Source organism: Corallococcus macrosporus, from assembly GCF_017302985.1.
Classification (GTDB): Bacteria; Myxococcota; Myxococcia; order Myxococcales; family Myxococcaceae; genus Corallococcus; species Corallococcus macrosporus_A.
Genome location: NZ_JAFIMU010000005.1, coordinates 73,437 through 97,761, shown reverse-complemented (window position 1 = coordinate 97,761; position 24,325 = coordinate 73,437). Strand labels below are relative to the sequence as shown.

Below are 24,325 nucleotides of genomic sequence, written 5' to 3'. Positions count from 1 at the left end.
GACGTTGACACGGTTCGGGGAAGGCTGACACCATGCCCCGCGTTCACCGGCCATTCACGGGTGCCAGAGGACTCGCATGACGAAAGCGGACATCATCGAGGGGGTCTACGAGAAGGTCGGCTTCTCCAAGAAGGAGTCGGCGGAGATCGTCGAGCTCGTCTTCGACACCGTGAAGGAGACGTTGGAGCGCGGGGACAAGATCAAGATCTCCGGGTTCGGAAACTTCCAGGTGCGCCAGAAGAAGGCGCGCGTGGGCCGCAACCCGCAGACGGGCAAGGAGATTGAGATCAGCGCCCGCCGGGTCCTGACCTTCCGGCCGAGCCAGGTGTTGAAGAGCGCCCTGAACGGCGAGGCACCGCCGGAGAACCACGCCGAAATCGACGCGCAGGAAGAGGCGGCGGCGGACGCGGCGGAGGCCCGGGGCGAGGACTTCGACGAGGGAATGGAAGAGGGCGACGAGTAGGTTTTTCACCGTCGCCCGTCACCTCGCGCTTGACCCAAGAAAGCAGCGAGGGCATAAGGCAGCACCGTTTCACGACGGCGGTTCTCGGGGCGTAGCGCAGCCTGGTAGCGCACTTGCTTGGGGTGCAAGTGGTCGCAGGTTCAAATCCTGTCGCCCCGACCAAATAGAGGCCCTGGAGTTTCCGGTGCAAGCCGGTGACTCCAGGGCCTTTGTTTTTGGTTCAGCGGCGCAAGAGGTTTCGTCAGACAGGGATGTTGAGGTGCGCGGCCTGGTAGAGCAGGTCCGCTCGGTCATCGACCCCCAACTTGGAGAAGATCTTCTTCACGTGGGTCTTCACCGTGTGATGGGAGCGCCCCAACTCACTTGCGATCTGGCGGTCGTTCCAGTTGGTGAGCATACCCGTCACGACGCGCACCTCGCTGGGACGAAGCTTGCGCTTCATCGCCTCGGGGAGGGGGATGGAGCGGGGAATCTCTTCGATCTTGAGGGCCCATCTCGAGGGCCCCTCGGGAGCGGGCAGTTCCATGAAATGGACCGCGCGGTAGCGGTCGTCGTGGACACGGACCCAGGAGTCCTTGCCGAGCCGCTCATCCGGCGCCATGTGCATCAGCGCCTCCAACTGCTCCTTGAACGCGAGGGGAATGCCGGAGGCGTCGAGGTCGGAGGGGTTGAACCATCGCTCGAGGAGGGCGGTGGCATTCGGGGTGCGCATCGCCTCGTGGTGGGAAGGTTCCACGACGACGAGGGCGGCATTGGGACGGCGGTAGAGCCCATCAAGCGTCTGGGCACGGATCCCCAGGTCCTGGAGATCACAGTACTTGCTGACGCCGTCCGCCAGTGCTCGGTGAGGCTGCCGAGGATGGCGGCGTTCCTGGCGGAGAACGCGCGCGGCCGATGTCTGTAGAGCGCGAGGGCCGCGACGAGGCCGGGGCGAATCCGCAGCAGGACGGCCATGATGTGATCCAGGCGCGGCCCCCACTCCAGGCTGCGCTGGTGGATGATGCTCCGCACGAACTTCTTGCGCGGCATGAGCTGCGAATCGCGGACGACCGAGTGGGGCTGCTCGAAGATGGGGTCCCGGAAAGGATCATGCTGAATCAGTTCGGCGTACCGCTCGAGAATGACGAGGCGATGGCCCGGGACGAGCCATTCAAACCCAGGCGAACGCGTCTCCTGCATGAGGCACAGTGCCATGGCGTCCGCCTGCACAAGCTCGAGGAGGAGCGGTCGGATGGCCTCCAGTGCTTCACGGAGGGACCTCGGTTTGTTGAAGGCGCGGAGGGCCCTGTCTCTGAGCGTGTACTCGGCGGCAGTGAGCTTCGGTAGACGGACCATTCATCCTCCTGGAGTAGGCCACCCTGTGGGTCATTCGTGGTGCCCCTCATCCATAGCCACCAACTGAAAGTCCGTCCCTCACCCTCCAGAGGGATTGACTGGATGGGCCGCCACGCGCCGTGACGGAGGGAGGACTCGGCCATGACGCACTAGGCCCAGCGCCCCGCCTGGAACATTTGAGCGGATAGGGAAGTGGAAACTTCCGGTTGTCGAGTGCCGACAATTCCCTGGGGCCGACGGAGGAGCTGCTTCCATCCCGTCATGTAGGATTCGTGCCCTGAAGCACCTTCCGCCGGAGACAGGCCCTTGATCAGCTCCCTCATCCGCCAGGTCGTCACCACGGTCCAGACGGCGATCGCGAAGCCTCCGGTGGCCCCGCCTCCGCCCGCGCCTCCACCCACCGCCACACCCTATTTCACGGACGGCATGGACGCGGCGAAGTCCAGCCCGGTGGAGCTCAGCGGCCATGGCAAGGCGACGTCGGCCGCGAGCGTGGACTCCCTCCTGACGAAGCCAAAGAGCGGGGAGAAGGTCGGTCCGGAGTTCATCCACCTGGACAACGGGTGGACGCCCCAGGGCCAGGGCTACGACGCGAAGCGCGGCGAAGTGCTCACGACCTATTACAAAGACGACCGGGTGCTCCTGTCGGTCCAGAACAAGGACTCGGGCAAGGAGACACACCAGGCCGTGCTCGGGGGGCCTCCGCCAGCGGGGCCTCCCAGCCATGGCGGCGGCGTCTCGACGGACGGCGACCACGTCTATGTCTCCGACACGGACCACGTCTACGTCTACACGCGCGAGGAGATCGAAGCGGCGCAGAACGAGTGCCGCGAGGCCATGCCCTCGCAGGTGATGGATGTCCCGAAGCCGGAGGGATTGACGGATCCGGCCACGGGCATCGGGCTCGTGTCCTCGGGCAGCTACATGACCATCAAGGACGGCTACGCGTACGTCGGTGGCTACAGCCCGGATGGCGATGGCAAGGCGGGCGCCGTCTGGCGCTACAAGATCGACGAGCAGACCGGTGCCCTGATTGAAGACTCGCGCGAGGGGCCCATCCGCGCTCCGGACCGCGCGCAGGGAATGACCATCGTCGACGGCGGCATCCTCTTCACCACGGGCGACAAGAAGCTCGTCTATCAGCCGTTCACGTCCACCGAGGACACGTTCTCGGCGGACATCGACAAGCGGGCGGACATCAGCAACGGCCTCATCGACCCGTACGCCCAGGGCATCAACATCATCGACGGCGAGCTGTGGGTCACCTACGAGAGCGGCTCGGACAAGTACCGCGACAACGTCGATGAGCCCCGGGAGCACATCCAGCGCATCCCGCTGGAGGACCTGGACCTCGAGGCCGCCTGCCTCACGGCGCAACAGCTGGAAGACTGAGCGGGCGCTCAGGGGGCTGGCGGCGGTCCCGGCTCCAGCGGTGTGAAGGGGCTCGTGCCCAGGTCCTCGAGTCTGAAGTCATCCAGGGTCAGCGTGCCCACTCGCTCCAGGGCCAGCCCCACGCTCAATCTCAGCCCCGCGGCCGGCGCGGCGGGTGTCGTCCACTCGGCGTAACCGTAGGTTCCTCGCGTGGGCAGCAGGGCGCTCTGGGCCCACCACACCCAGCCTCCCGATGCGTTGCGGTAGTACGCCTTGAAGAGGGGCGCGGCGGTGGCCTTGTACCAGGCCGACACCCGGTAGCGGTGGCCCGTCGTGAGCGGCGGTGCGCACGCTCCCAGGTCCTGCAGGGAGATGAGCTTGCGATCCCCGCTGGAGTAGCTGGTGAGGCTCAAGCGCTGGGCCCAGCTCCCTGAATGCGCGTCCGAGGTCCGGGCCCACGTGAAGGCGTTGGCGCCATAGCCGCCGCGCTGCCAGCAGTCGGGCGCTCCGTCCGCGTTGCTGTCGGTCTCCAGCGACGGATTCTTCAGCAACTGCGTGGGAGGGGGCGTGCCCGCGTCGGGCAGCGGCGGCCCGTTGACGGGCGGCTTCACCGCGCCACCGATGACCTGATCCACCGTGCGCACGAAGGTGCCTCGCGAGGCGCGCGCCGCGAGCCAGTCCAGGAAGGCGGTGAAGGTGGACACGTTGATGCCGTACGTCTCGGACGTCGGGCACGGCCCCGGGCAGATTTCGTGGAAGGCGATGGGCACCCAACCCCCGCCTGCGGACTCAGCGCGCAGCACCAGCCCCTGCAGGTCCGCCAGCGTCTGAGTTCTCTGGACGGAGCCGTGGTTGCGGATGGCGAAGGCGTCCTGCGGCGGAACGGTCTCCGCGTACGGACAGCCCGCGCAGCTGTCCGGCGTGCGCAGGCCGCCGGACTCCCGCGCGGAGTTGTAGTTGCAATCGATGACGACCTGCTCGGTGGTCGCGTCCCGGGCTCCGGACGGATACGCGAACGACGTCACCCGCAGCCCCGCGTTCATCAGGGCCACGCGGTCGTCACACACCTGGCGGCGCTGGGAGTCCACGTCCAGCGTGGGGAGCTGGACGTGGGACACCGTGTGGCCGCCCACCTCGTGGCCCGCGGCCTGGAAGCTCCGGAGCTGTGCAAGGGTCAGGTAGCCCGGGAGGCCCAGTCGCCCGCTGCTGACGAAGAAGGTCCCGCGCAGGCCGCGCGCCTCCAACAACGATGCCGCGTTGACTTGGCTGGCCCGCGCGTCATCGAAGGTGATGGACACGACGAGCTGCCCGGGCTCCAGGACGAGGCGCGGCGACTGCTGTTCCAGCGCTTCTTCGGGTTCGGAGTCCTGGCACGCCAGCGTCATCATGAACAATGACAACCCGAACGCGCGGGCGGCCTGGAGGGAGCGGGAGAAGGGGGGCATGGTGCCCGCCAAGGTGCGTGCGCTCCTCGTGCCGCCAAGCAGCCCGGAAGTTTGGCGCGGCTGCTCACGGGTGAGCGCGAGAGACCGACACGCGCTCGCGCGGCCCGGGCGCGGTGGGCAATCCCAGCCGCGGAACACGACAGACCGTCATGCTCCCGTCCCATGGCCGGAGCCCGGTCGCGGCGGCACCCTGGCCGCCACTCTCAAACGAGGTGTCGGAAATGCACGGGTCCGGGTGGAGGTGGATGTTGCTGCTGACGCTGGGTGGGCCGCTGGCGTGTGAAGTCGCCCCGGTACCGGGGGCGCTGAGCCTGGATCCGCGCGCGAGCAGGAGCCCCGGTGACGCCGCACCGGAGACGCCGGAGGCCTTCCAGGCTTCGGCGGTCTTCGAGGCCACGCTGCGCGAGGATGCGCAGGCGTCCGGTGGGCTGAAGCCCGTGGAGCGGCTGGGCAAACTGCTCTTCTTCGACCGCCGGCTCTCCGAGCCCATGGGCCAGGCCTGTGCCGTCTGTCATGGCCCCGAGGTGGGCTGGACGGGCCCTGAAGTGCTCATCAACCTCACGGGCTCCGTCTATGAGGGCGCCGTGCGGGGGCGCTTTGGCAACCGCAAGCCGCCGTCGTCCGCCTACGCCACGCAGGCGCCCATCCTCCACCGGGTGACGCCTGGACAGGCTGACTTCGTGGGCGGCAACTTCTGGGATGGCCGGGCCACTGGCGAGGAGCTGGGCAACCCCGCGGCGGACCAGGCGCAGGGGCCCTTCCTCAACCCGGTGGAGCAGAACAACCCCAGCGAGGCCGCCGTGGTGGCAAAGGTCTGCGGCGGGCCGTACGGCGGCCTCTTCCGGTCCGTCTGGGGCGCTGACATCTGCGGCGACGTGCCGCGCGCGTATGACGACATCGCCAGGTCCATCGCCGCGTACGAGGGCTCTCGCGAGGTCAATGCCTTCTCATCGAAGTACGACGCGTACCTCGCGCGCCGCGCGCGGCTCACCCCGCAGGAGCAATGGGGCCTGAAGCTCTTCGAGGGCAAGGCCCGCTGCGACAAGTGTCACCCGAGCCAGCGCGGCCCGGGCGGCGAGCCACCGCTCTTCACCGACTACACCTTCGAGAACCTGGGCGTCCCGCGCAACCTGCTCAATCCCTGGTACTGGCAGCTCCAGTTCAACCCGGACGGGCCCTTCTGGATCGACACGGGCCTGGGGGGCTTTCTCCAGACGCGACAGGACCATGCCGCGTCCGCGCGCGCCAATCTGGGCAAGGTCAAGGTTCCCACCCTGCGCAACGTGGACAAGCGCCCGTTCCCCGGCTTCACCAAGGCCTATGCGCACAACGGCTACTTCAAGAGCCTTGAGTCCATCGTCCACTTCTACAACACGCGAGACGTCCTGCCGGTCTGCACCGGGAGCGCGTCCGGGACGCCGGGTGTGGACTGCTGGCCGCTGCCGGAGGTGGGGTTGAACATCAACACCCAGACGGTGGGCAACCTGGGCCTGTCTCCCCAGGAGGAGCAGGCCCTCGTCGCCTTCCTGCGCACGCTGTCGGATGGCTACATCCGGTGAGCACGAGAGGGGAGCAGGGGACGGCCGTGAGCCCGCGGGTCCCCGGAGGGATGTCTTGTGTCCCGCGGCCGCCATTCCCATCTCTGACGGGAAGCCATTCGTGGAGGCCGTCATGCGCCGGTTCCTCGTCTCCCTGCTGCTCATGCCGGGCCTGCTCGCTGCTCCGGCATTCGCGGGGGACATCGTCCATCGGGAGACGGGGCTGACCATCGCGCTGCCAGAGTCGTGGTCCGCGGCCCAGGACGGTGACGTGCTCATCGCCACCGGCCCGGGTGCGCAGCTCTCCATGGTCTTCATGGTGACGGACATCCGCTCGACGGGGGACCTGGTGGCGGACGTCACCCGGGAGATGGGCGGGCAGCTGCGCGATGCGCGCCTGACGAGCGAGCCCGAAGCCCGGCGGGTCAACACCCTGATGCAGACCCATGCCGAGGGCGTGGGCACCTGCTCCGACGGAACGACCTGTGACTGGGACCTCGCGCTCGTCTCCGGTGCCCGGCGCAACCTCCTCGTCGTGACCGTGGGGGACCTCACTCCGGAGGAGGCGACCGTCCACGAGGTGTATGCATCCATCCGGACCCGCATGTAGTGCCCCACGCGCGGGCCCATGAAGATCCATCACCTCACGGTGCTGCGGCGGCTGTCGGACACGCAGCTGCAGATCGCGCTGGAGGCACCCGAGGTGCTCTTCGCCCGCGTGGCGCCGGTGGACAAGCGGCGCGTGGTGATGGCGCTCAAGCGCAAGCGCGAGGTGGTGGCCGTCACCGGCGACGGCGTGAACGACGCGCCAGCCCTGAAGGAGGCGCACATCGGCATCGCCATGGGCCGGTCGGGGACGGACGTTGCGCGCGAGGCCGCGGACGTGGTGCTCGCGGACGACCACTTCGCCAGCATCGTCGCCGCGGTGGAGGAGGGGCGCGCCGTCTACTCCAACATCCGCAAGTTCCTCACGTACATCCTCACCTCGAACGTCCCGGAGCTCGTCCCCTACCTGGCCTTCGTGCTGCTGCGCATCCCCCTGCCGCTGAGCATCCTGCAGATCCTCGCGGTGGACCTGGGCACGGACATGCTGCCGGCGCTGGCACTGGGCGCCGAACCGCCCCACGCGCGGGTGATGCAGCAGCCGCCGTCGGACTTCCGCAAGCGGCTGCTGGACGCGCCGCTGCTGCTGCGTGCCTACCTCTTCCTCGGCGTGATGGAGGCCGCGGCGGGGATGGCCGCCTTCTTCTTCGTCCTATCGCGCGGCGGCTGGCGCTACGGTGAGCCGCTGGCGTGGAACGCGCCGCTGCACGCGCAGGCGATGGCCGCGTGCCTGGGCGCCATCGTCGTGATGCAGGTGTGCAACGTGCTCCTGTGCCGCACGGAGCGCGCGCCCACCTTCTCCGTGCGGCTGCGCGACAACCCTCTGCTGTTCGTGGGCGTGGCGGTGGAGCTGCTGCTGCTCGCCTTCATCCTCTACACGCCGTGGGGCCAGCGCGTCTTCGCCACGGCGCCCGTGCCCGCCGCGGCGTGGCTCTTCGTGCTGCCGTTCGCGGCGGGGATGCTGGTGCTGGAGGAGGGACGCAAGGCCTGGGTCCGGCGGCGCCAGCGTGGCGGGCGGGGGATTCCAGGCCGCGCGGTGCAGCCCCCCGGGGCGATGGGGCCGTCCGCGCCCCTGCGCAGATTCCCGTCACAGGACCCTGGAAGGAGCCCGCCGTGACCACCGCCGCCCCGGCTCCCTCGCCCCACCGGCATCGAGATCAAGGACGCATGAGCCGGGCTCCCGCGGGAAGAACTGGGGGAGGGCGGCCCCTGCGCGAAGGACGTGGAGCGCGTCCATGAGGACCCTTCACGGGGGCGTGGCCCGGTTCCGGCACAGTTGCAGATAGCGGCGGATGAGCAGCCGCCGCGCATGCTCGAACGCCTCGCCGTCGTCGGGGACCGCCCAGGCGTGCGGGATGAGCTTCCGGGCCACCGCGCGCGCGTACGCCGGATCGCCCGCGTCACTCACCAGCTTCAGCCATTCGTAGTCCTGCATGCCCTGGCGGATGAGCTTCATGCGCAGCGAGGGCAGGGGAATCTCGGTGGTGCCGCCGATGATGGAGGGCAGCCCCGGGTAGAAGAGCGTGCCGTCGCCGTTGCCATTGAAGCGGAACTGCGTCGTCCACGCGGTGTAGAGCAGGCCCACCGTCTGGTAGTACAGCTCCCCGCTCGCGCCGTTGATGAAGTCCAGCCATTGCATGCCGCGCGCCTTGGCCGCCGAGCGGTCCACCATGTACGAGGGCCAGCCCTGGCCTGGGACGTTCTCCGGAGGCGGCGGCTCACTCGCGACGCAGCCGTGGCTCGCGCAGCTCTGGTACAGCCACAGCTCGCGGTTGGGCTGGGCGAGGAAGTCGTTGTACTTCGGGCGCTGGTTGCCCACGTAGGGCGGCTGGGTGCCGTCGATGAAGTTCACCAGCACGGTGATGATGTCGATCTCCTCCAGCAGCCCGTGGGCTTCCAGCTCGGTGACGGTGCTGGTCAGCAGCGTGCGCAGAAGCGGGGCCGCCGTGCGGGTGAGCTCCGCGCGGGCCGCCACGGCCTCCCAGCTGGTGCCATAGGGCGGCTCGTCCCCCACGTAGTCGAAGGAGCGCGACAGCCAGCCGCGCGCCTCCGCCTCCGTCTGGAACTCCGTCAGGGACGCGCCGTTGGCTGGCCCCAGGTACTGCAAGGCCGTCATGCGCGCACCGTTCAGCCGGTTGGGGGCGGTGCCGTCGAGGAACGGCCCCCAGCGCTCATTGAACGTCTCGTAGTCCGGCAGGTCCCACGTGGGCAGGTTCACCTCCCGGGGGAAGGCGCTCGCCAGCGTGAGGCGGTGCTCCAGCGCCATCCGGTGGAACAGCTTCAGGAGCCGCACCTGCGTGTCCACGGGGCACACCGGATCTCCCGTGAAGGCGCGGCACACGTGGGGCGGCCAGAGCAGGAAGGCGCTGCGCAGGGAGGAGGTGCTCGGCAGGACGGCGTCCACCACCTGGAGGCGCACCTCCACCCGCGAAGTGAAGCCTTCACCTCTCACCGTCACGGTGCCCCGGTAGTTTCCGGGGCGAGCGTTGGACGGCACGTGCACGTCCACCCAGACGGCACGGGCCTCGCCCGCGGGCACGTCGAAGGGGAAGGCCAGACGCTTCTCGCCCACCACCTCGTCGACGTCCGGCACCAGGCCGTCCGGCCACCGCCCGGGCGTCGTCCCCGGAGGCGTGGGCGTGGTGATGTCCAGGAACGCCTCCCGATAGAGCAGCACGTCCCCGCCCTGGATGCGCGAGCGCCCCGCGCGCAGCTCCGGCAGGACGGCGCTCACGCCCCGCAGGCCTGTCGTGCCTCCGTGAAGCACCACCTGGAAGGACGCGAACTCGTTGCGCGCTACGGTCAGCGAGATGGACCGCTGGCAGCGTGGAGGCGTCTCCGGGCGCACCTTCACCATCGCGCTCTCGGCCCAGACGGCCGGACGCGACGGGTGCGCCGCCGCCACCTGACTCCATCCCAACAACAGACACGCCAACGCCCATTTGATGGATTGCATGACATGCAAGGCTGGGCGTTGAGAGGGATTGCGGCAATCTCCCTGGGGGGCCAGGGCCCGTCTGGCGCTCGACACCGGCGCCATCCACTGCCGGCAACGCTCCGCCCGGCGTCATGCCCCGCTCACGCCGGGCCCATGCCCCGCGGCGGTTCGGGGTGGCCAGCGCCGGTGGCGGGCGAGGGGCGCCGCGCGAAGGTGCTCCGCGCCGCCGCCAGCAGGTCCGTCACCTCCTCGTCGGGCACCTGGCGGAAGTCGGCGTACCACTGGCCAATCGAGCACAGCTCACGCGTGGAGAACGCGCACACCACGTCATCCACCAGCGGCCTCAGCCCGTTGAGCGTCAAGGTGTCCGCCACGGGGACGGCGAGGACGAGGCGCGCGGGCTTCCACGCGCGCAGCACCTGGAGGGCCGCCCGGATGGTGGCCCCCGTCGCGATGTCGTCATCGACGAGGATGATGCACTGTCCCTCCCGTCGCGGCGGCGCCGAGCCCTGGCGGAAGCGCGCGACGCGTTCCTCCACTTCCCGGGCCTTCTGGCGGATGGGCCCGCGGAGGTCGTCCTCCGTGACGTCCATCTCGTCCATCAGCTGCCGGTTGAGGGACACGACGCCTCCCTCCGCCACCGCCCCCAGGCCCAGCTCCGGGTAGCTCGGCGCGCCCACCTTGCGCACGATGCAGACGTCCAGCGGAGCGCCCAGCGCCGCCGCCACCTCGTAGGCGACGGGAACCCCGCCCCGGGGCAGTCCCACGACGACGGTGTCCTCGCCGGTGTATCCGCCCTCCTGCAGCCTTCGCGCGAGCCGCCGGCCCGCATCCACCCGGTCCTCGAAGTACATGGTGTGCCCCTTTGAATCAGGAGAAGCACGCCCGGGAGGTCTGTCCACCCGTCGGCTCGCCGCCGTCAACCGGAGGGCGGCCGCGCGCCGAGTCGCTTGCGCAGCAGGTGGAAGGCCCACAGGCCGGCGAGGATGCCGGCCGCGCCCAGGCCCAGCAGCACGGACGTGCGCTGCTCCAGGACGCTGGCGCCCAGGTAGACCGTGCCCACCGCGTAGGGCAGCTCCGCCAGGGCGAGCACGGCCAGGTAGCGGCGCAGGCCATAGCGCGCGAGGCCGAGCACGTACCCCGGGATTTCAGAGGGGACGGCGAGCTGGAAGAGGAGCACCACGCCAAAGGGGGTGCGCCGGGAGATGCGCTCCTCGTAACGGGCCAGCAGGCTGGCGGAGGTGAGCCTGCGGATGACGGGCCTGCCCCAGGCGCGGGCCATGCCATACGCGCACGCGCCGCCCAGCATCCAGCCCGCCCAGAGCAGGAGCGCGCAGACCGCCTTGCCCCAGGCCTGGAGCGCCACCGGCAGCAGCAGCGCGCTGGAGAAGAAGGCCAGCAGCGCGGACAGCGCGGAGAGCAGGACGAAGAGCACGGCGCCCCAGAAGGGATGCGCGGAGATGACGGGCGCGGCCGCGTCGAGGCCCCGGCGCAGCAGGGACTGGAACGCCTCCGAGGAGGCGAGCAGCGCGAGGCCGGCGAGCAGCAGTGCCAGAACGAACGCCCGCCCCCACGCGGCCGGAAGCCCATGACGCCCGTCCTGCGGTGGGGGGGAGGCATTCAATGGGACGTCCCGCGCTCCCGCCGCTCCTGGAAGACCGGAGCGGAAAGCTGGGCAGGCCGCCCGCGAGCGTGAAGCCGTGCCGGGAGCGGGGGCGGCCTTCCGCTGGCGGACAGCGCACCGCCCCGGCGCTCAGGCGCGCAGCGCGTCCAGGATGGACAGCCGCGCGGCGCGCAGCGCGGGCAGCAGCCCCCCGAGAAGCCCCATCCCCGTGCCGAACAGCAGCGCGCCCAGCAGGATGGCCGGGGTGGGGGAGAAGCCGAAGCTCACCGCCGCGAACGTCTGGAAGTTGAGCGTGCGGATGTGGATCCACCGCGTGGCCAGCGCCGCCAGGGCCCCCAGCACGCCGCCGGCCGCACCCAGCAGGGCGGACTCCACCACCACGCTGGCCAGCACGCTGCGCCGGCGGAAGCCCACCGCGCGCAGCATCCCCAGCTCCGCGACGCGCGTCGCCACCTGGGCGTACATGGTGATCATCGCCCCCAGCACCGCGCCCAGGCTGAAGACGAAGGACACGAAGAGGCCCAGCACGCGGATGAACGTGGCCAGCCCGCTGGCCTGATCCGCCCAGTACGTTGGCTCCGGCTTGCCCTCCAGCGTGAAGCGCGGGTTGGCATCCAGGCGCTTCACGAAGGCGTCCACCTCCGCGGGCGAGCGCAGCCGCACCACCGCGGAGCTGAAGTCCTCGCGCCCGAAGGCCGTCCCCAGGCGCATGGCGTCTGCCCAGATTTCGGACTCGAAGGCCCCGCCCCGGGCGGCGAAGACGCCCACCACCGGCCAGCGCTGCTGGGCGAAGCGCAGCTCCCCGCCAGGCGTCGCGTCCGGCGAGGTGCCCACGAGCGCGCGGCCCAGCACCACCTCGTTGGTGCCCGGCCGGGGCCTGCGCCCGGAGATGAGCTGGATCTCCGGCCGCGCCTCGAAGCTCTCCGCGCTGATGCCTCGCGCGGTGGTGTTCATGGCCTGCGTGCGGCCGCTGGGCAGCGTCACCAGCACCACCCGCTCCCCGGCCACCAGCGGCCTGCCGTCCGGCCCGGAGGCCACCCGCGGGTCCGTGGTGAGGATGCGCACCGCGTCCCGCTCCACGCCGCTGACCAGCTCGCTGGTGGCGCCCTTGCGCAGCACGACGACGTTGGACGCGTCTCCGCCGGACGCGAGCGCGGACTCGATGCCGTTGGCCAGCATCAGCACCGCGGAGAAGACGAAGACGACCAGCCCCAGCCCCACCACCGTGAGGCCCGTGGACAGCCGCCGCGCCCACAGGCTGCGCGTGTTGTAGAAGAGCGGCACCATCGCTTCAGGCCACCTTCCGCAGGCCTTCCGCCACCGGTAGCCGCACCGCGCGCAGCGCCGGCCCCACGCCCGCCAGCAGGGCCACCGCCACCGCCGCGAGCGCGGAGACCCAGAGCGTGTGGCCGCGCGTGAGGTGGTCCGGCATGGGGCCGAACCGCGAGGCGATGAGCTTCGTGAAGGCGCCCACCAGCACCGGCGCCGCCGTCACGCCCAGCACCGCCGAGCACAGGCCGATGACGGAGGACTCGGCCAGCACCAGCGCCACCACGGTGCGCGGGCGGAAGCCCATGGCGCGCAGGGTGGCGATGTCCCGGGTGCGCTCGCGCACCCCCATGGCCAGCGTGTTGCCGATGACGAGCAGGATGATGAGCAGGATGACGGAGGACACCACCCGCACCGCGGTGACGATGGCCGAGGACATGGCCACGAAGCCCAGCTGGAAGGCCTTCTCGCTCTCCGTCTTCGTCGGGTAGGGGCTGTTGTCGAACAGGTGGTCGATGGCCGCCGCCACCCCGGCCGAGCGCGCGGGGTCGTCCACGCGCACCGCGTAGATGCCCACCTGGTCCTTGCGCCCCTCCGTCAGCCGGTCGCTCTCGTTGAGGCAGCGGTAGCCGAACACCAGCGCGGTGGTGTCCACGCCGGGCCGCGCGCCGGTGTAGACGCCGTGCACGTTGAACGTCCAGTCGCCGGGGTAGATCTGCCCCTTGAGCGTCACGCGGTCCCCCGCCTTCCACCCGAAGCGCCGGGCCAGCTGCTCCCCCACGAGCGCGCCGCACGGGTCGCCGCGGAAGGCGGCCAGCTGCTGGGGCGGGACGACGAACTCCGGGAAGACCTCCAGGAAGGTGCGCGGGTCGATGGCGAAGTTGGCGAAGAAGTCCTTCTGTGTGTCCCCCAGCGTGCCGCCGAACCACTCCTGGTGGGTGACGGCGGTGACGCCCGGCAGCGCGGCGATGCGCGCGTAGTACGACAGCGGCAGGGGCTGGGTGAAGGACACCTTGTTGCGGACGATGAGCCGGTCCACCTGCGCGGCCCGCGCGTTGTAATAGAAGATGTCGACGACGGTGCTCAGGAAGATGAAGGCCGTCACGCCCACCGCGCCCGCGAGGATGGTCAGCGTCAGCCGCAGCGGGTTGCGCAGCAGGTCCCTTCCCGCCAGTCCCACGTAGTTCACTGGAGCACCCCCTTGTCCAGGTGGTGCACGCGCCCGGCGCGCTCCGCGGCGTGCGGGTCGTGCGTCACCATGACGAGCGTCTTGTGCAGCTCGCGGTGGAGCACGCCGAAGAGGTCCAGCACGGCCTCCGCGGCCTTGCGGTCCAGGTCCCCCGTGGGCTCGTCCGCGATGATGAGGTCCGGGTCGGACACGATGGCGCGGGCGATGGCCACCCGCTGCTGCTCACCGCCGGAGAGCTGCGGCGGGCGGTGGCCCACGCGGTGGGGCAGGCCCACGAGCTCCAGCGCGGCGGCCACGTGCCGGCGCCGCTCCCCGCGCGTCAGCGGCGTGAGCAGCAGCGGCAGCTCCACGTTCTCCGCCGCGGTGAGCACGGGGATGAGGTTGTACAGCTGGAAGACGAAGCCCACGTGGGCGGCGCGCCAGTCGCTCAGCTCGCGGTCGTCCATCTGTGCCAGGTCGCGGCCGGCCACCTCGGCGGTGCCGGTGGTGGGCTTGTCCAATCCGGAGATGAGGTTGAGCAGCGTGGACTTGCCGGAGCCGGACGGGCCCATGAAGGCCTCGAAGGCGCCGGTGTCGATGGTCAGGTCCACCGCCGCCAGCACGGGCACCTCCACCGTGCCGCGCCGGTACGTCTTGGACACGCCCTGGAGGCGCACCATGGGGACTGGCCGCGCGTCCTGGCTCATCCGCCCCCCGTCTCCACCTTCACGCGCCGGCCGTCGCGAAGGCGCTTCGGGTCCGGGGCCACCACCACCTGGGTGCCCGCGCGCGGCCCCTGCGCGAGGGACACCTCCTCACCCACGCGCCCGGCCACGCGCACCGGCTGGCGCGCGAGCCGCCCGTCCTTCACCACCCACACGGCGTCGCCCCCGCTGTCGTGCACCACCGCGCTGGCGGGCACGCGCGGGGGCTGGCCGTGGGCGTCCAGCGCGTCCGGTGGCAGCGGCTGGCGCAGGAAGGAAACCTTGGCGCCCATGTCCGGCAGGGCGCCCCGGGGGACGGACTGGAAGCGCACCAGCACGGTGGCGGTGGCCTTGGAGCGGTCGATGGCGGGGCGCACCGTGGCCACCTGGCCGGGGAAGGCGCGCTCGGGCAGGGCGTCCAGGAAGATGAGCGCGGGCTGGCCGGTGCGGATGCGCGACAGCTGCTCCTCGCTGACCTCGGCTTCCACCTCCAGGGCCTGGAGGTCCACCAACTCGACGATGCCGCCCAGGTTGGTGCCCGTGAGGGCGGCCGGCGCGAGCACCGCGCCCTCGTTCGCGAGCTTCTTCGACACGGTGCCGTCGAACGGCGCTCGCACCACGGTGTGCGCGAGCTGGAGGCGGGCCGCCTCGCGTGCCCGGCGGGCGACGGCCAGCTGCGCCCGGGCCAGGTTGAGGGACTCCCGCGTGGCGCGGCCCGCGGTCTCCACGTCGAGCAACTGGGCCCGCGCGACGGCGCCCTGCCGCGCGAGGTTGCGCGTGCGCTCGGTGGTGCGATCGGCGTTGACGGCCTGGGCCTCGGAGGCGGCGAGCCGCGCCCCGGCGGCCTGCACCTCCGCCTCCGCGCGGTCCAGCACCACGCGGGCGTCCCGGTCATCCAGCCGTGCAATCACCTGCCCCCGCCGCACGGGCTCTCCCTCCTCCACGGAGACCTCCACGAGCTGGCCGGCGATGAGCGGCGCGATGACCGAGCGGCGCCGCGAGTCCACATAGCCGGAGGCGGACAGCTCCGTCTGCTGCTCCCCGGGGAGCGGCTCGCGCACCTCCGCGACGCGCACGGTGGGCGGGCGGCGTGCCACCGCGCCCGCGATTGCAAGGACCCCCGCGAGCAGGAGCGCCGCGGGGATGAGCCAGCGCAGCCAGCGCCGTCGCCTCATGGGAGCGGCGGAGCGGTCGATGCGCAGGGCGCTCAATGCCGTCTGTGACGGTGCGTCGGTCACGGCTCCTCCCGGCCAGGACCCCGGGCCTTCGAAGGTGAGGGTAGGGCGGTGGGACGCGAGGTGCCACGAGCGGGGCGCCGCTCGCCGCCGCGCCCCCGCTACCGCGCGGCCCTCGAAGGCCGCGCCTCCATGTGGTGGCCGCGTCGGACCCATGGCATAGGCTGCGCCCCAACAAGGAGCAGACCATGTCGTACATGCTGGTGGTGAGGCAGACCATGGGGGGGAAATCCCAGACGGCGGAAGAGAAGCGCGTCTCGGAGGACCGGATGAAGCGGATGTTGGGCTTCGGGGCGATGCTCCAGGAGCGCGGCATCCTCATGGCGGCGGACTCCTTGCGTTCGGATGAAGAGGGCATCCGGGTGGAGCGGCGCGAAGGGAAACTGAGCTTCAAGGACGGGCCGTTCACGGAGTCCAAGGAGATCATCGGCGGCTTCTTCCTCATCGACGTGAAGACGCGCGAGGAGGCGGTGGAACTGGCCACGCAGTGCCCCGCCGCGGAGTGGTCCACCGTCGAAGTGCGTCAGACCGGTCCCTGCTACGACCCGTAGGGTGCTCCGTCCACCACACCGTGGATGTCCACAGAACCGGCTCGCACCCGTGCCCCCTGACCGACTAGCGGTTCCAGCGTGAGCGCGAGGCGCAGCAGCGGCGGGCCAACGCGGCGCTGGAGGAGCACTCCTCCTCCGCGCTACTTTGGCTTCTTCGCCGACTCCCGCCGCTTCCTGTCCTGGGCGCGGAAGAACTCCGCCTGTTGCTTGCGCGCCTCGGCTTCCTCCTTCGCGCGCTCCTCGGCGTGTTGCATGGCGAAGCCCGTCAGTGACGGAGAGGCCCCCCGCCTGGACAATTGAGCGGCCAACGACAACCAATAATTCGAACTCGGCATGGCCTCACCCCATGAGAGCGCGCGAGCAGCCGTGAAGCAGCGCGCCTCGATTCGATGAAAGCTCATGAGTCGTGGGGCGGCTGGCAAGTCCTGTCCGGACGGGTGCTCGCTCCGTCTCCCTGGCGCGGCAGGGCTCGCGTCGGTATTCCCGCGCGCAGGCGAAGCCACGTGGCGACACTTCGGTCAGCCACGTCAGCCGGGCATATGCCTACGGCTGGCCGGGTGGTTGCTCCTGAGGCGGTTTGCGCATGTCGATGCTCGTGTTCAGCGTTGTCGTTGAAGGGAGTCGAGATGAGTCGTCCAGAGGGGTTTGACAGGCATGTCTACAGGTCACTTCCTGTGGTTGGGGATGCTTTTGACCTTCTGGTAGGGAACTGGCAGTGCTTCTCGGTGGCCTTTGAGCACGCAAGGCATATCGCGGCCACGCACGGTGTTGATGGTGATTTGGGTCTCCTTTTGCTGCATCGGCATCATGAGGTGGGCACCGAGGAGTTCATGCTTGAAACCCCTGATGTGCTGTCGTCAGGGCAAAGGGCGCTCACGACTTCAGTGACCCCCATGAACCGCGCTGCGGCAGTTGAGTTTGTGCCGGCGAGGTGGGCATTGTCGGCGTGCAGTCTGGATGAGCCCTTTGATGCTCCGCTGGAATACTCCTGTGATGCCGGAGCAATTGGGGCATATCGGCGTGTCGCCAGACATCCCGATGTTTTTCGCCATATCGGAGAAATGTTGCGCAAGCTTGGGTTGGATGGAGTTCTCGGGGTCACTACCCTTCCGCGCACATGGCTGCTGGGTGATGGCGTTACTGGCTTCGTTGAGAGAACCGACGTCGAGCGCCAGGCCAGTGTTCTCTGTGCGCGCCAGGACGAGCCATTGGAATCAGGCGAATATATTCCCACGGCTTGGAGCCTGGCGCGGACGTTCATGTCCACCTGCTTGCCGGAGTATAGTTGCTTTGCGTGGTGCATTGGCCGAGGCGAGGGGCGACATGAAACCCCCCATGATAGAAGACAGACCAGCCATCGTTCCGGCGACTGGGCCTGAGAGCCACCACCCTGCTTCCACCATGCGACACCGCACCTGACTCCAGGGTGATTCGCAGGGCCGTGTCCCCCACCCATCCTCCGGGGCCATGGCCACGATCCCGAAAGATGCCCCGGAGGCGGGAACGCCGTACCTGCCCACCCCCCTCCCGGAGGCGCGGGCCTTCGCGTGGGCCGAGCTGCTGACCCCCACCCAGCGGGGCCTCCGGGAGCTGTTCTCCTGGCTGGAGGCCGCCTGCGAGGACGGCGCCAACGCGGCGGGCACCAGCACCGAACACCTCTCCACCAGCCTGCTGGTCTCCGGCGCCCGGGGCTGCGGGAAGACCACGCTCCTGCTCAGCGCCGTGCAGGCGCTGCAGGACTGGAAGCGTTTCGTCGGTGGACCGGGCGGCCCCGAGGTGGCCGCGCTGTCACGGACGCTCGAACGGCTCGAACGGCGCATCCTCTGGTTGGAGCCGCTGGACCTGGAGCCCGTCCCATCCCAGGCCAACCTGCTGGCCACGCTGCTGGTCCGCGTGCGGGCCGCGCTGGACCATCCCCGCCACGCGAAGGGCTCGCGCGGGGAGTCCGGCAGGTGGGCCACCTCCATCCTGGAGGAGGGCGCGGAGGAGACGTGGGGGAAGCTGGATCACCTCATCCGCGACGCGTCGTTCATGTGGGAGGACATCCCGTCCACCACCGATGCCCGCGTGCGCGCGGAGCAGCAGATCCGCGCGTCGGAGATCTACGCCAACTTCCAGCCACGCTTCGCCGACGCCATGGAGGACGTGGCCCGGACGCTGTCCATGCCGCGCTTCGGCGCGTCCGGCGGGGACCAGGTGCTGCTCGTGCTGCCCATCGACAACGTGGACCGCAGCATCGAGCACCTCTACAACATCGTGAAGCTCACGCGCATGGTGGCCAGCCGCCACCTCTGGTTCGTCCTGGCCGCCGGACATCAGGAGTTCCAGCGCTTCATGGAGCGCTCCTTCCAGAGAGAGCTCATCGTCTCCGGACAGGCCGGCATCGGCTCGCACGGCCAGGAGGAGTCGCTCGCCATCGCCCGGCGTCAGGCCGCCACCACGCTGCGCCGCGCGCTGCCTCCCAGCTACCGCATCGCGCTGGATCCGGTGGAGCCCCACGAGGCGTGGCGCTTCCCTCTGGACGGCCAGGGAGAGCCGTTGGGTTCACTCCTGCGGAAGTTGAAGCTGCCGCGCGGCAAGCGGACGGAGTCCCAGGTGCTGGACTCCTTCGCCGACCTCTTCGACCTGGAAGGCCGGCTCACGCCCGACGTGGCGCGCTGCTACCAGGAAGCCCTCCGCACCGACGGCACGGAGGCCCACGAAGCGCAGGCGCACTCGGGCGAGCTGCTCCTCACCCACGCGGGACGGCTCGCCCTCACACTGCCCGCGCGGACCTTGCAGGATCTCTGGCATGCCGTGCGGCGTGAGGTCCTGTGCTCCGCCGCCCCCAGCCCCGGCGCCAGCGCTCCGGAGCAGGGCGAGCCCGCGGTCCGGGTGGCCACGGAGATGCTTCGCAACGCCATCGACGAGAGCGACCTGCCGGCCTGGGCCAGCGAGCAGCTGCACCACCGCATCCTCCGGCAGGACGACCAGGGCCGCGTCTGTCTGGACCTGACGGGCAAGCCCATCCACCGCTCCAAGCGCACCAGCCTCCATGGCGTCCTGCAGGGACCGCCCCGCGCCCGGGGGGGCGACGGGACGGGCGCGCACGCCTGGGTGCTGGGCACGGAGGTGCACCTGCGCCGCTTCCACGACGTGGTGCTGGTGCTGGAGGATCCGGAGGGCACCGGCCGCGAGGCGCCCCTGCCCGCGAACGTCGCCGGCTGGTTCATGGTCCTGCACGACGTGCTGATGCTCTTTGAGCGCCCCCGCGTGCTGAGCGCGGACGTGACGCCCCTGGAGATGAGCCCGGAGATGGTCGTGACCATGCACGAGCTCTGGGTGGATCACGCGCATGGAGAGCCGTTCATCCAGGCCGGCTTCTGGTGGACGCCTCCCTCCTGGAACACCTTCATCGAGTTCGCCGTCCTCACCGCGCAGTGGCGCGCGTTCCTCGTGCGGATCTCCAAGGCGTTCCTCACCGCGAGCGACGGAAGGGATGCCGCATCACGCGCCCGCTTCATCCAGGCCGCGTGGGTGGAGAACATCTGCTCCGTGGCCGGGCTGGCGCTGGGCCGGTGGGACTGGGGAGACACCCAGCGGGGCGCTGTGTCCGCGCTGCGGAGCCCACGGCTGGACGCCGCGCTGGAGCCCTATGAGCAGCGGGTGCGCGATGGGGTGGCGGAGCTCGTCACGCGGATCCGCGAGCAAAGCGCGGGGTATGACCGGCTCTGGACGGCGCAGGTCTGGCTGCGCACCACGCTGCCCCTCCAGGTGCTGCCGGAGCTCGCGCTCGCTCCTGATGCGCGAGGCCTGCTGTGCCAGCCACCGGGACAGGCCCGCGCGGAGGGAGGTTGGGACACCCTGATGAAGGACTGGCGCACCCAGGTGTCCCGGCTGGTCGCCTTCCGGCACCAGCGGGTGCGCGACGCGGTGAGCCGCTCCAGCGCGGCCGAGTCGCTTCGTCAGGGGCCCGGCGCGGGCCGCGAGCGCGCGTCGGACACCTACTACGACTGGCTCGACGCCGTGGTGGATGACTGGTTCGCGGTCGTGGACCACGACGGTGATCCGCTGGAGGCGGTGGTGCTGGGCATACCGCCCCGCAGGGACTCCCCGTCCACCGAAGAGCGCACGTGAGCCGCGAGGGCCCGACTCCACCACCGGGCAACCTGGCCCCGCGCCGCGTCCCGGAGGCCTACGTGCGCGCGGAGGTGGCCTGCTTCCCGCTGACGAGCCTGGGGGCCTTCCGCTCGGCGGTGACGGAGCTGGTGCCGTCGCTGGACGCGGAGGCCGGCGGACCCACGCGGGAGCTCTGGCGCGACTGCGAGAAGACCCTGTCGGAGCACGCCAGCGGCTGGTCGTTGGACCGGATCATCGCCGTGCGCGACGCGTTCTGGTTTCCCTCGCGGGGGCACATCCGCAACCGGCGGGCTCCGCGCCAGGGCGTGTCGATGCTCCACTACCTGCGGCACCTGGCGGACACCCACCTGGAGCGCCGGCCCGGCGTCACCGCCATCTTCCAGGGCACGGGCGCGGAGGCGGTGGAGGCGTTGACGCACTACCGCTGGCTCACCTTCGCGATGCCGGAGGACCTGTTGCTCGCGGCCGTGCCGGTGGAACCTCCTCCCACGCGGGTGGACATCGAACCGCCCCTGCTGGTGCGCCACCTGCTGGACCGCGGCGTGGCGGAGGTCCACCACCACGTCGGCGCGGGCATGGACTTCCCGCTCCTGTGGGCGTCGCTGCTGTCCGCCGTGGGCGACCCGGGGCTGGATCCGCGCATGCTGGCGGGGCCGGGGCTGCCCTTCGATGACGCGGAGGTGATGCTGCGCTGGCTGATCGCGGCCGGGGTGACCCGCTGCGTCCTCGCGGAGGTACTCCTGCGCCGCGAGACACCTCCGCTCCTGGAGTTCGTGCAGGGCCTGTCGGAGTCCCAGGCGTGGGTGCCGCAGCGGCGGCGCGTGCTCTCCCGGACGCTGGAGGCGCTCTCCCGGGGACGCCGGGCGATCCTCCCCGCGCTGGACGAGCTGCGCGGCCTCTACGAGGACCTGCATCCGCTGGCCGCCGGCAACGTGTCCGATCCTCCCGGCACGCTCGACGAGGTGTGGCGGCGGTGCGACCCCATCGCGTCGCGGCTCCGGCTGAGCACCCCCAATGGAGGGGAGCGCTGGCTGGTGCGCGCGGGCCTCAAGCACCTGGCGAGCCTGGAGCACGCGGGCCTCCACGACGTGCACTTCGACCGCCTCTTCTGGCAGGTCCAGCGCGTGCGGTGCCTCAGCTACCGCGCCTACGTGCAGCGCCCCCTGACCGCGGGGCTCCAGTGGTTCATCCGCTTCTATGGGCGGCCGGGCTTGATGAAGCGCCCCCTGCGCGCCGTGCGCGCGGAGGTGTCCTACTCCGTGGCCGGAGGGGAACAACCCATCGCCGCGCTGGAGGTCCGCACGAGCCTGGCGAATGATCCCGTGAACATCGCCGAGGAGCTGGCCTCCCTCACGCGGTCGTGGCGGGGCGTGCTGGGCCGCACGGGGGAGCGCTCCGTCGGAGGCCGCCCGCCGGAGTTCGGCGTGGTGATGCACCTGATCAAGGCGCGGGATCCGGCGCGGCACTGGACGCAGGGCCAGCCGCCCGCGCACGGCATGGGGACGTACGCGGAGCCGGTGCCCGAGGGACGGGTGCGGCTGGGCGGCCGGTTCTCCGACTACTTCGCCGCGCAGTCGGTGCAGGTGGAGGCGCTGGTGGACCTGCTGCGAGCGGTGCCGCTGTCGCTCTGGCTGGTGCGGGGACTGGACGTGGCGTCGGACGAGCTGAGCGTGCCCACGTGGGTGCTGGCGCCGCTGTACCGCTACGTGCGGTGGGGCGCCGCGCGCGCCGCGACGAAGCGGGAGTCGCGGAACGCGCCGCCGCTCCGGCTGACGTCGCACGTGGGCGAGGACTTCCGGCACCTCATGGAGGGCCTGCGCCGCATCTACGAGAGCGTGCACTACCTGCTGGACCGCACGGGAGGACGGCTGGGACACGCCACCGCGCTGGGCGTGGAACCCGGCATGTGGGCGGAGTCCGTGGGCGCGGTGATGATGCCCGCCGAGGACCGGCTGTGGGACCTGGTCTTCGAGTGGCGGCTGTACGGCGACTACCGGCTGCCGCCAGCGCTGGCCGCGGAGGCGCCACCCGGACGGACGCAGCGGGTGGAGAACCAGCTGCGCGAGCTGTCCGAGTCCGTCTTCGGAGACTGCGTCGCGCCACACGTGCTGGCCGAAGCGCACCACGTGCTGCACAACCTCTGGTGCCCACCGCTGGCGCGCGAGGAGGGCGGTGTGGGGCTGGATGCCTTCAGCCGAACCTTCCACCGGCTGAACTGGAGCCGGGTCCTCAACGCCGAGCACGTCCGCGGCCTCCTCGTGGCGTACCGGGAGGACGAGCGCGTGTTCAAGCGCGGGCAGCAGCTGGTGGACATCCCCCTGGATGCGTCGGAGGTGGGCGCGCTGCGGTCGGTCCAGGACGCGATGCGCCGGTACGTGGGCGCGCGCGGGACGGTGGTGGAGGTGAACCCGTCCAGCAACCTGCTCATCGGCAACCTGCTGGATTTGCGCAACCATCCCATCCTGCGGCTCAATCCACCGCGCGCGGAAGAGGACGCGCCGCCGCCGGTGCCCATCGCCGTGGGCGCGGACGACCCCGTCACGTTCTCCACCTTCCTCCTGCGCGAATACTCCCTGCTGCACGAGGCGGCGCGCAGCGCGGGCTATTCCGAGCGGGTGGTGCACGAGTGGCTGTCCACCATCCGCCAGACGAGCATGGACGCGCGCTTCACCGCCCCGTGGCGGCCCAATGCCTTGCACATGGCGGACGCGCTGCTGGACGCGCTGGCCCGCTTCACCCGGCGGGCCGTGCGCCACCCCGAGGCCCCGGCGCCGGGGCCGTAGGACTGGACGGAGGCAGCACCTTCTCCGACTGGCCCAGGAGCCTGCCCAGCACCCTGTCCATGATGGAGCTCAGGAGCTTGTCCGCGGACCAGCCCGCGACCACCGCCAGCGCCATCAGCGTGAAGAACACGGCCTGGTTGTCGCTCACGACGATGTGGAGGATGGCCGCGCTGGTGTCCCCGGACATGCTCCCGGCCCGCGTGTCCACCGACAGCAGCATGCGGGACTGCTCCAGGAAGAGGAGCATCAGCGCCGCGAACGCGCCGATGACGGGCTTCACCAGCAGGTGGTAGGCGAAGAAGCGGCCCGTCGCCCCCGTGGCGACGACGAAGCGCTCCTTCGACAGCATGTTGGAGACGATGGCCCCCGACGCGCCCGCGAAGCCCACCAGCACCAGCCCCCAGGGCACCAGGTCCCGGGGCCAGGTCTGGATCATCGCGGGGGAGAGAATCAGGAAGGCGAGGACGAAGACCGCCAGCAACAGCAGCGTGCTGAAGACCTGCAGCGAGACGTTGATGGAGAGCTGCCAGAACGTCTTGTCCACCTGCTGGTTGACGCTGTCGAGCGCCCCGCGGAGCACGCTGCGGCAGTAGCGGGAGGAGTCCGTGTCGAGGGGCGGTGGGGCGGCGGCTCCGCTCCCGGGCTCGTCCACGCGGGCAAGCCGGCGCACGCACCGGGGCAGGGGGCCGCTCGCCTTGTCCGCGCCAAGCCAGAGCCCGGCCCGCGCGGCGTCCGTCACCCGGCGCTCGAACTGCTGTTGGATCTCCAGCGCCCGGGGCACCAGCATGGACGCGGGCATCACGAGCAGGAGCAGCCCGTCCACCTCGTGGATGAGCTCCCAGAAGGAGAAGGACCAGCGCCCGGTGGGCTTGTCCAGGCACCACCGCGCGGCGTCCAGCTTCTCCTGGCACTGCTTCAGGATGGCTTCGTCCTCGGCGGTGAGGCCTTCGCGGATCCGGCACAGCGCGAGGAGCGAGGCGTTGCTCTCCACCCTGTTCCAGAGCAGCTGGGTGGCCGAGCCAAACCCCCGCCGCCGCCGCCGGAAGCCCACGCGCTTCAGCAGCTCCGGCAGCGGAGCGTCGGGGAGCGTGTCGATGGCCGCCATGAGGGACACATGACCACGGTGCGAGCACCTGACAACCCACCCGGGCCGCGCAGTGCGTCAATGTCATGCGTCAC

The 24,325-nt window shown here is 70.6% G+C and carries 20 protein-coding genes and 1 tRNA gene; 11 read left to right on the top strand and 10 right to left on the bottom strand.

From position 1 onward, the window contains the following. Positions 1-76 precede the first annotated feature (76 nt). Positions 77-463, top strand: a complete 387-nt coding sequence (locus tag JYK02_RS10060) for an integration host factor subunit alpha (protein ID WP_014397244.1) — start codon at positions 77-79, stop codon at positions 461-463. An 85-nt stretch (positions 464-548) separates the two neighbouring features. Beyond that, a tRNA-Pro gene (locus JYK02_RS10055) sits at positions 549-625 on the top strand. A gap of 79 nt (positions 626-704) precedes the next feature. On the opposite strand, the gene JYK02_RS39575 is transcribed toward JYK02_RS10055, so the two are convergent. Beyond that, positions 705-1,175: a helix-turn-helix transcriptional regulator gene (locus JYK02_RS39575; RefSeq protein WP_242588617.1), complete on the bottom strand. Its 471-nt coding sequence runs from the start codon at positions 1,173-1,175 to the stop codon at positions 705-707. 182 nt (positions 1,176-1,357) lie between these two features. Between JYK02_RS39575 and JYK02_RS39570 the strand changes: the two genes are divergently transcribed. Then, positions 1,358-1,789 carry a hypothetical protein gene (locus tag JYK02_RS39570; protein ID WP_242588616.1) on the top strand — a complete coding sequence of 144 codons (432 nt, stop codon included), beginning with the start codon at positions 1,358-1,360 and terminating at the stop codon, positions 1,787-1,789. A 315-nt stretch (positions 1,790-2,104) separates the two neighbouring features. After that, the gene (locus tag JYK02_RS10045; RefSeq protein WP_207050685.1) at positions 2,105-3,190 is read left to right on the top strand and encodes a hypothetical protein; all 1,086 of its coding nucleotides are present in this window, start codon (positions 2,105-2,107) and stop codon (positions 3,188-3,190) included. A gap of 8 nt (positions 3,191-3,198) precedes the next feature. Here the strand turns inward: JYK02_RS10045 and JYK02_RS10040 are convergent, their stop codons facing one another. Beyond that, positions 3,199-4,614 carry a polysaccharide deacetylase family protein gene (locus JYK02_RS10040; RefSeq protein ID WP_207050684.1) on the bottom strand — a complete coding sequence of 472 codons (1,416 nt, stop codon included), beginning with the start codon at positions 4,612-4,614 and terminating at the stop codon, positions 3,199-3,201. Between the two features lie 245 nt (positions 4,615-4,859). On the opposite strand from JYK02_RS10040, the gene JYK02_RS10035 reads away from it, so the two are divergent. The 3 genes from JYK02_RS10035 to JYK02_RS10025 all read left to right on the top strand — a co-directional run bounded on the left by JYK02_RS10035 (position 4,860) and on the right by JYK02_RS10025 (position 7,872). Continuing rightward, positions 4,860-6,173 carry a cytochrome-c peroxidase gene (locus JYK02_RS10035; protein WP_207050683.1) on the top strand — a complete coding sequence of 438 codons (1,314 nt, stop codon included), beginning with the start codon at positions 4,860-4,862 and terminating at the stop codon, positions 6,171-6,173. A gap of 112 nt (positions 6,174-6,285) precedes the next feature. Next, on the top strand, positions 6,286-6,762 hold the full coding sequence (locus JYK02_RS10030; protein ID WP_207050682.1) for a hypothetical protein: 477 nt from the start codon (positions 6,286-6,288) through the stop codon (positions 6,760-6,762). 18 nt (positions 6,763-6,780) lie between these two features. Further along, entirely contained in the window at positions 6,781-7,872 is a 1,092-nt protein-coding gene (locus tag JYK02_RS10025) for an HAD-IC family P-type ATPase (RefSeq protein WP_207050681.1), read from the top strand. Between the two features lie 129 nt (positions 7,873-8,001). Here the strand turns inward: JYK02_RS10025 and JYK02_RS10020 are convergent, their stop codons facing one another. From JYK02_RS10020 to JYK02_RS09990, 7 genes are all read right to left on the bottom strand, one after another. Further along, complete coding sequence (locus tag JYK02_RS10020) at positions 8,002-9,711, bottom strand: DUF4091 domain-containing protein (protein ID WP_207050680.1); 1,710 nt, start codon at positions 9,709-9,711, stop codon at positions 8,002-8,004. 122 nt (positions 9,712-9,833) lie between these two features. Then, complete coding sequence (locus tag JYK02_RS10015) at positions 9,834-10,547, bottom strand: phosphoribosyltransferase (protein WP_207050679.1); 714 nt, start codon at positions 10,545-10,547, stop codon at positions 9,834-9,836. A 65-nt stretch (positions 10,548-10,612) separates the two neighbouring features. After that, entirely contained in the window at positions 10,613-11,317 is a 705-nt protein-coding gene (locus JYK02_RS10010) for a TVP38/TMEM64 family protein (protein WP_207050678.1), read from the bottom strand. A 129-nt stretch (positions 11,318-11,446) separates the two neighbouring features. Then, positions 11,447-12,604, bottom strand: coding sequence for an ABC transporter permease (locus tag JYK02_RS10005; protein ID WP_207050677.1), 1,158 nt, complete (start codon positions 12,602-12,604; stop codon positions 11,447-11,449). 4 nt (positions 12,605-12,608) lie between these two features. Continuing rightward, positions 12,609-13,775 (bottom strand): FtsX-like permease family protein, encoded by a 1,167-nt coding sequence (locus tag JYK02_RS10000; protein WP_207050676.1) that lies wholly within the window; start codon positions 13,773-13,775, stop codon positions 12,609-12,611. Next, complete coding sequence (locus JYK02_RS09995) at positions 13,772-14,461, bottom strand: ABC transporter ATP-binding protein (protein WP_207050675.1); 690 nt, start codon at positions 14,459-14,461, stop codon at positions 13,772-13,774. The genes JYK02_RS10000 and JYK02_RS09995 overlap by 4 nt, the downstream gene beginning before the upstream one ends. Beyond that, positions 14,458-15,696, bottom strand: a complete 1,239-nt coding sequence (locus JYK02_RS09990; RefSeq protein WP_207050674.1) for an efflux RND transporter periplasmic adaptor subunit — start codon at positions 15,694-15,696, stop codon at positions 14,458-14,460. Before JYK02_RS09990 ends, JYK02_RS09995 begins: the two co-directional genes overlap by 4 nt. A 185-nt stretch (positions 15,697-15,881) precedes the next feature. Between JYK02_RS09990 and JYK02_RS09985 the strand changes: the two genes are divergently transcribed. The 4 genes from JYK02_RS09985 (at position 15,882) to JYK02_RS09970 (ending at position 23,146) form a co-directional block, all read left to right on the top strand. Then, positions 15,882-16,244, top strand: coding sequence for a YciI family protein (locus tag JYK02_RS09985; RefSeq protein WP_207050673.1), 363 nt, complete (start codon positions 15,882-15,884; stop codon positions 16,242-16,244). Between the two features lie 626 nt (positions 16,245-16,870). Further along, positions 16,871-17,623, top strand: coding sequence for a hypothetical protein (locus JYK02_RS09980; protein WP_207050672.1), 753 nt, complete (start codon positions 16,871-16,873; stop codon positions 17,621-17,623). A gap of 88 nt (positions 17,624-17,711) precedes the next feature. After that, a complete protein-coding gene (locus JYK02_RS09975; RefSeq protein ID WP_207050671.1) occupies positions 17,712-20,360 on the top strand; it encodes a hypothetical protein in 2,649 nt (882 codons plus the stop codon). Further along, positions 20,357-23,146 carry a hypothetical protein gene (locus tag JYK02_RS09970; RefSeq protein WP_207050670.1) on the top strand — a complete coding sequence of 930 codons (2,790 nt, stop codon included), beginning with the start codon at positions 20,357-20,359 and terminating at the stop codon, positions 23,144-23,146. The genes JYK02_RS09975 and JYK02_RS09970 overlap by 4 nt, the downstream gene beginning before the upstream one ends. Here JYK02_RS09970 and JYK02_RS09965 read toward each other — a convergent pair. After that, complete coding sequence (locus tag JYK02_RS09965; RefSeq protein ID WP_207050669.1) at positions 23,097-24,251, bottom strand: hypothetical protein; 1,155 nt, start codon at positions 24,249-24,251, stop codon at positions 23,097-23,099. The genes JYK02_RS09970 and JYK02_RS09965 overlap by 50 nt on opposite strands. Positions 24,252-24,325 lie beyond the last annotated feature (74 nt).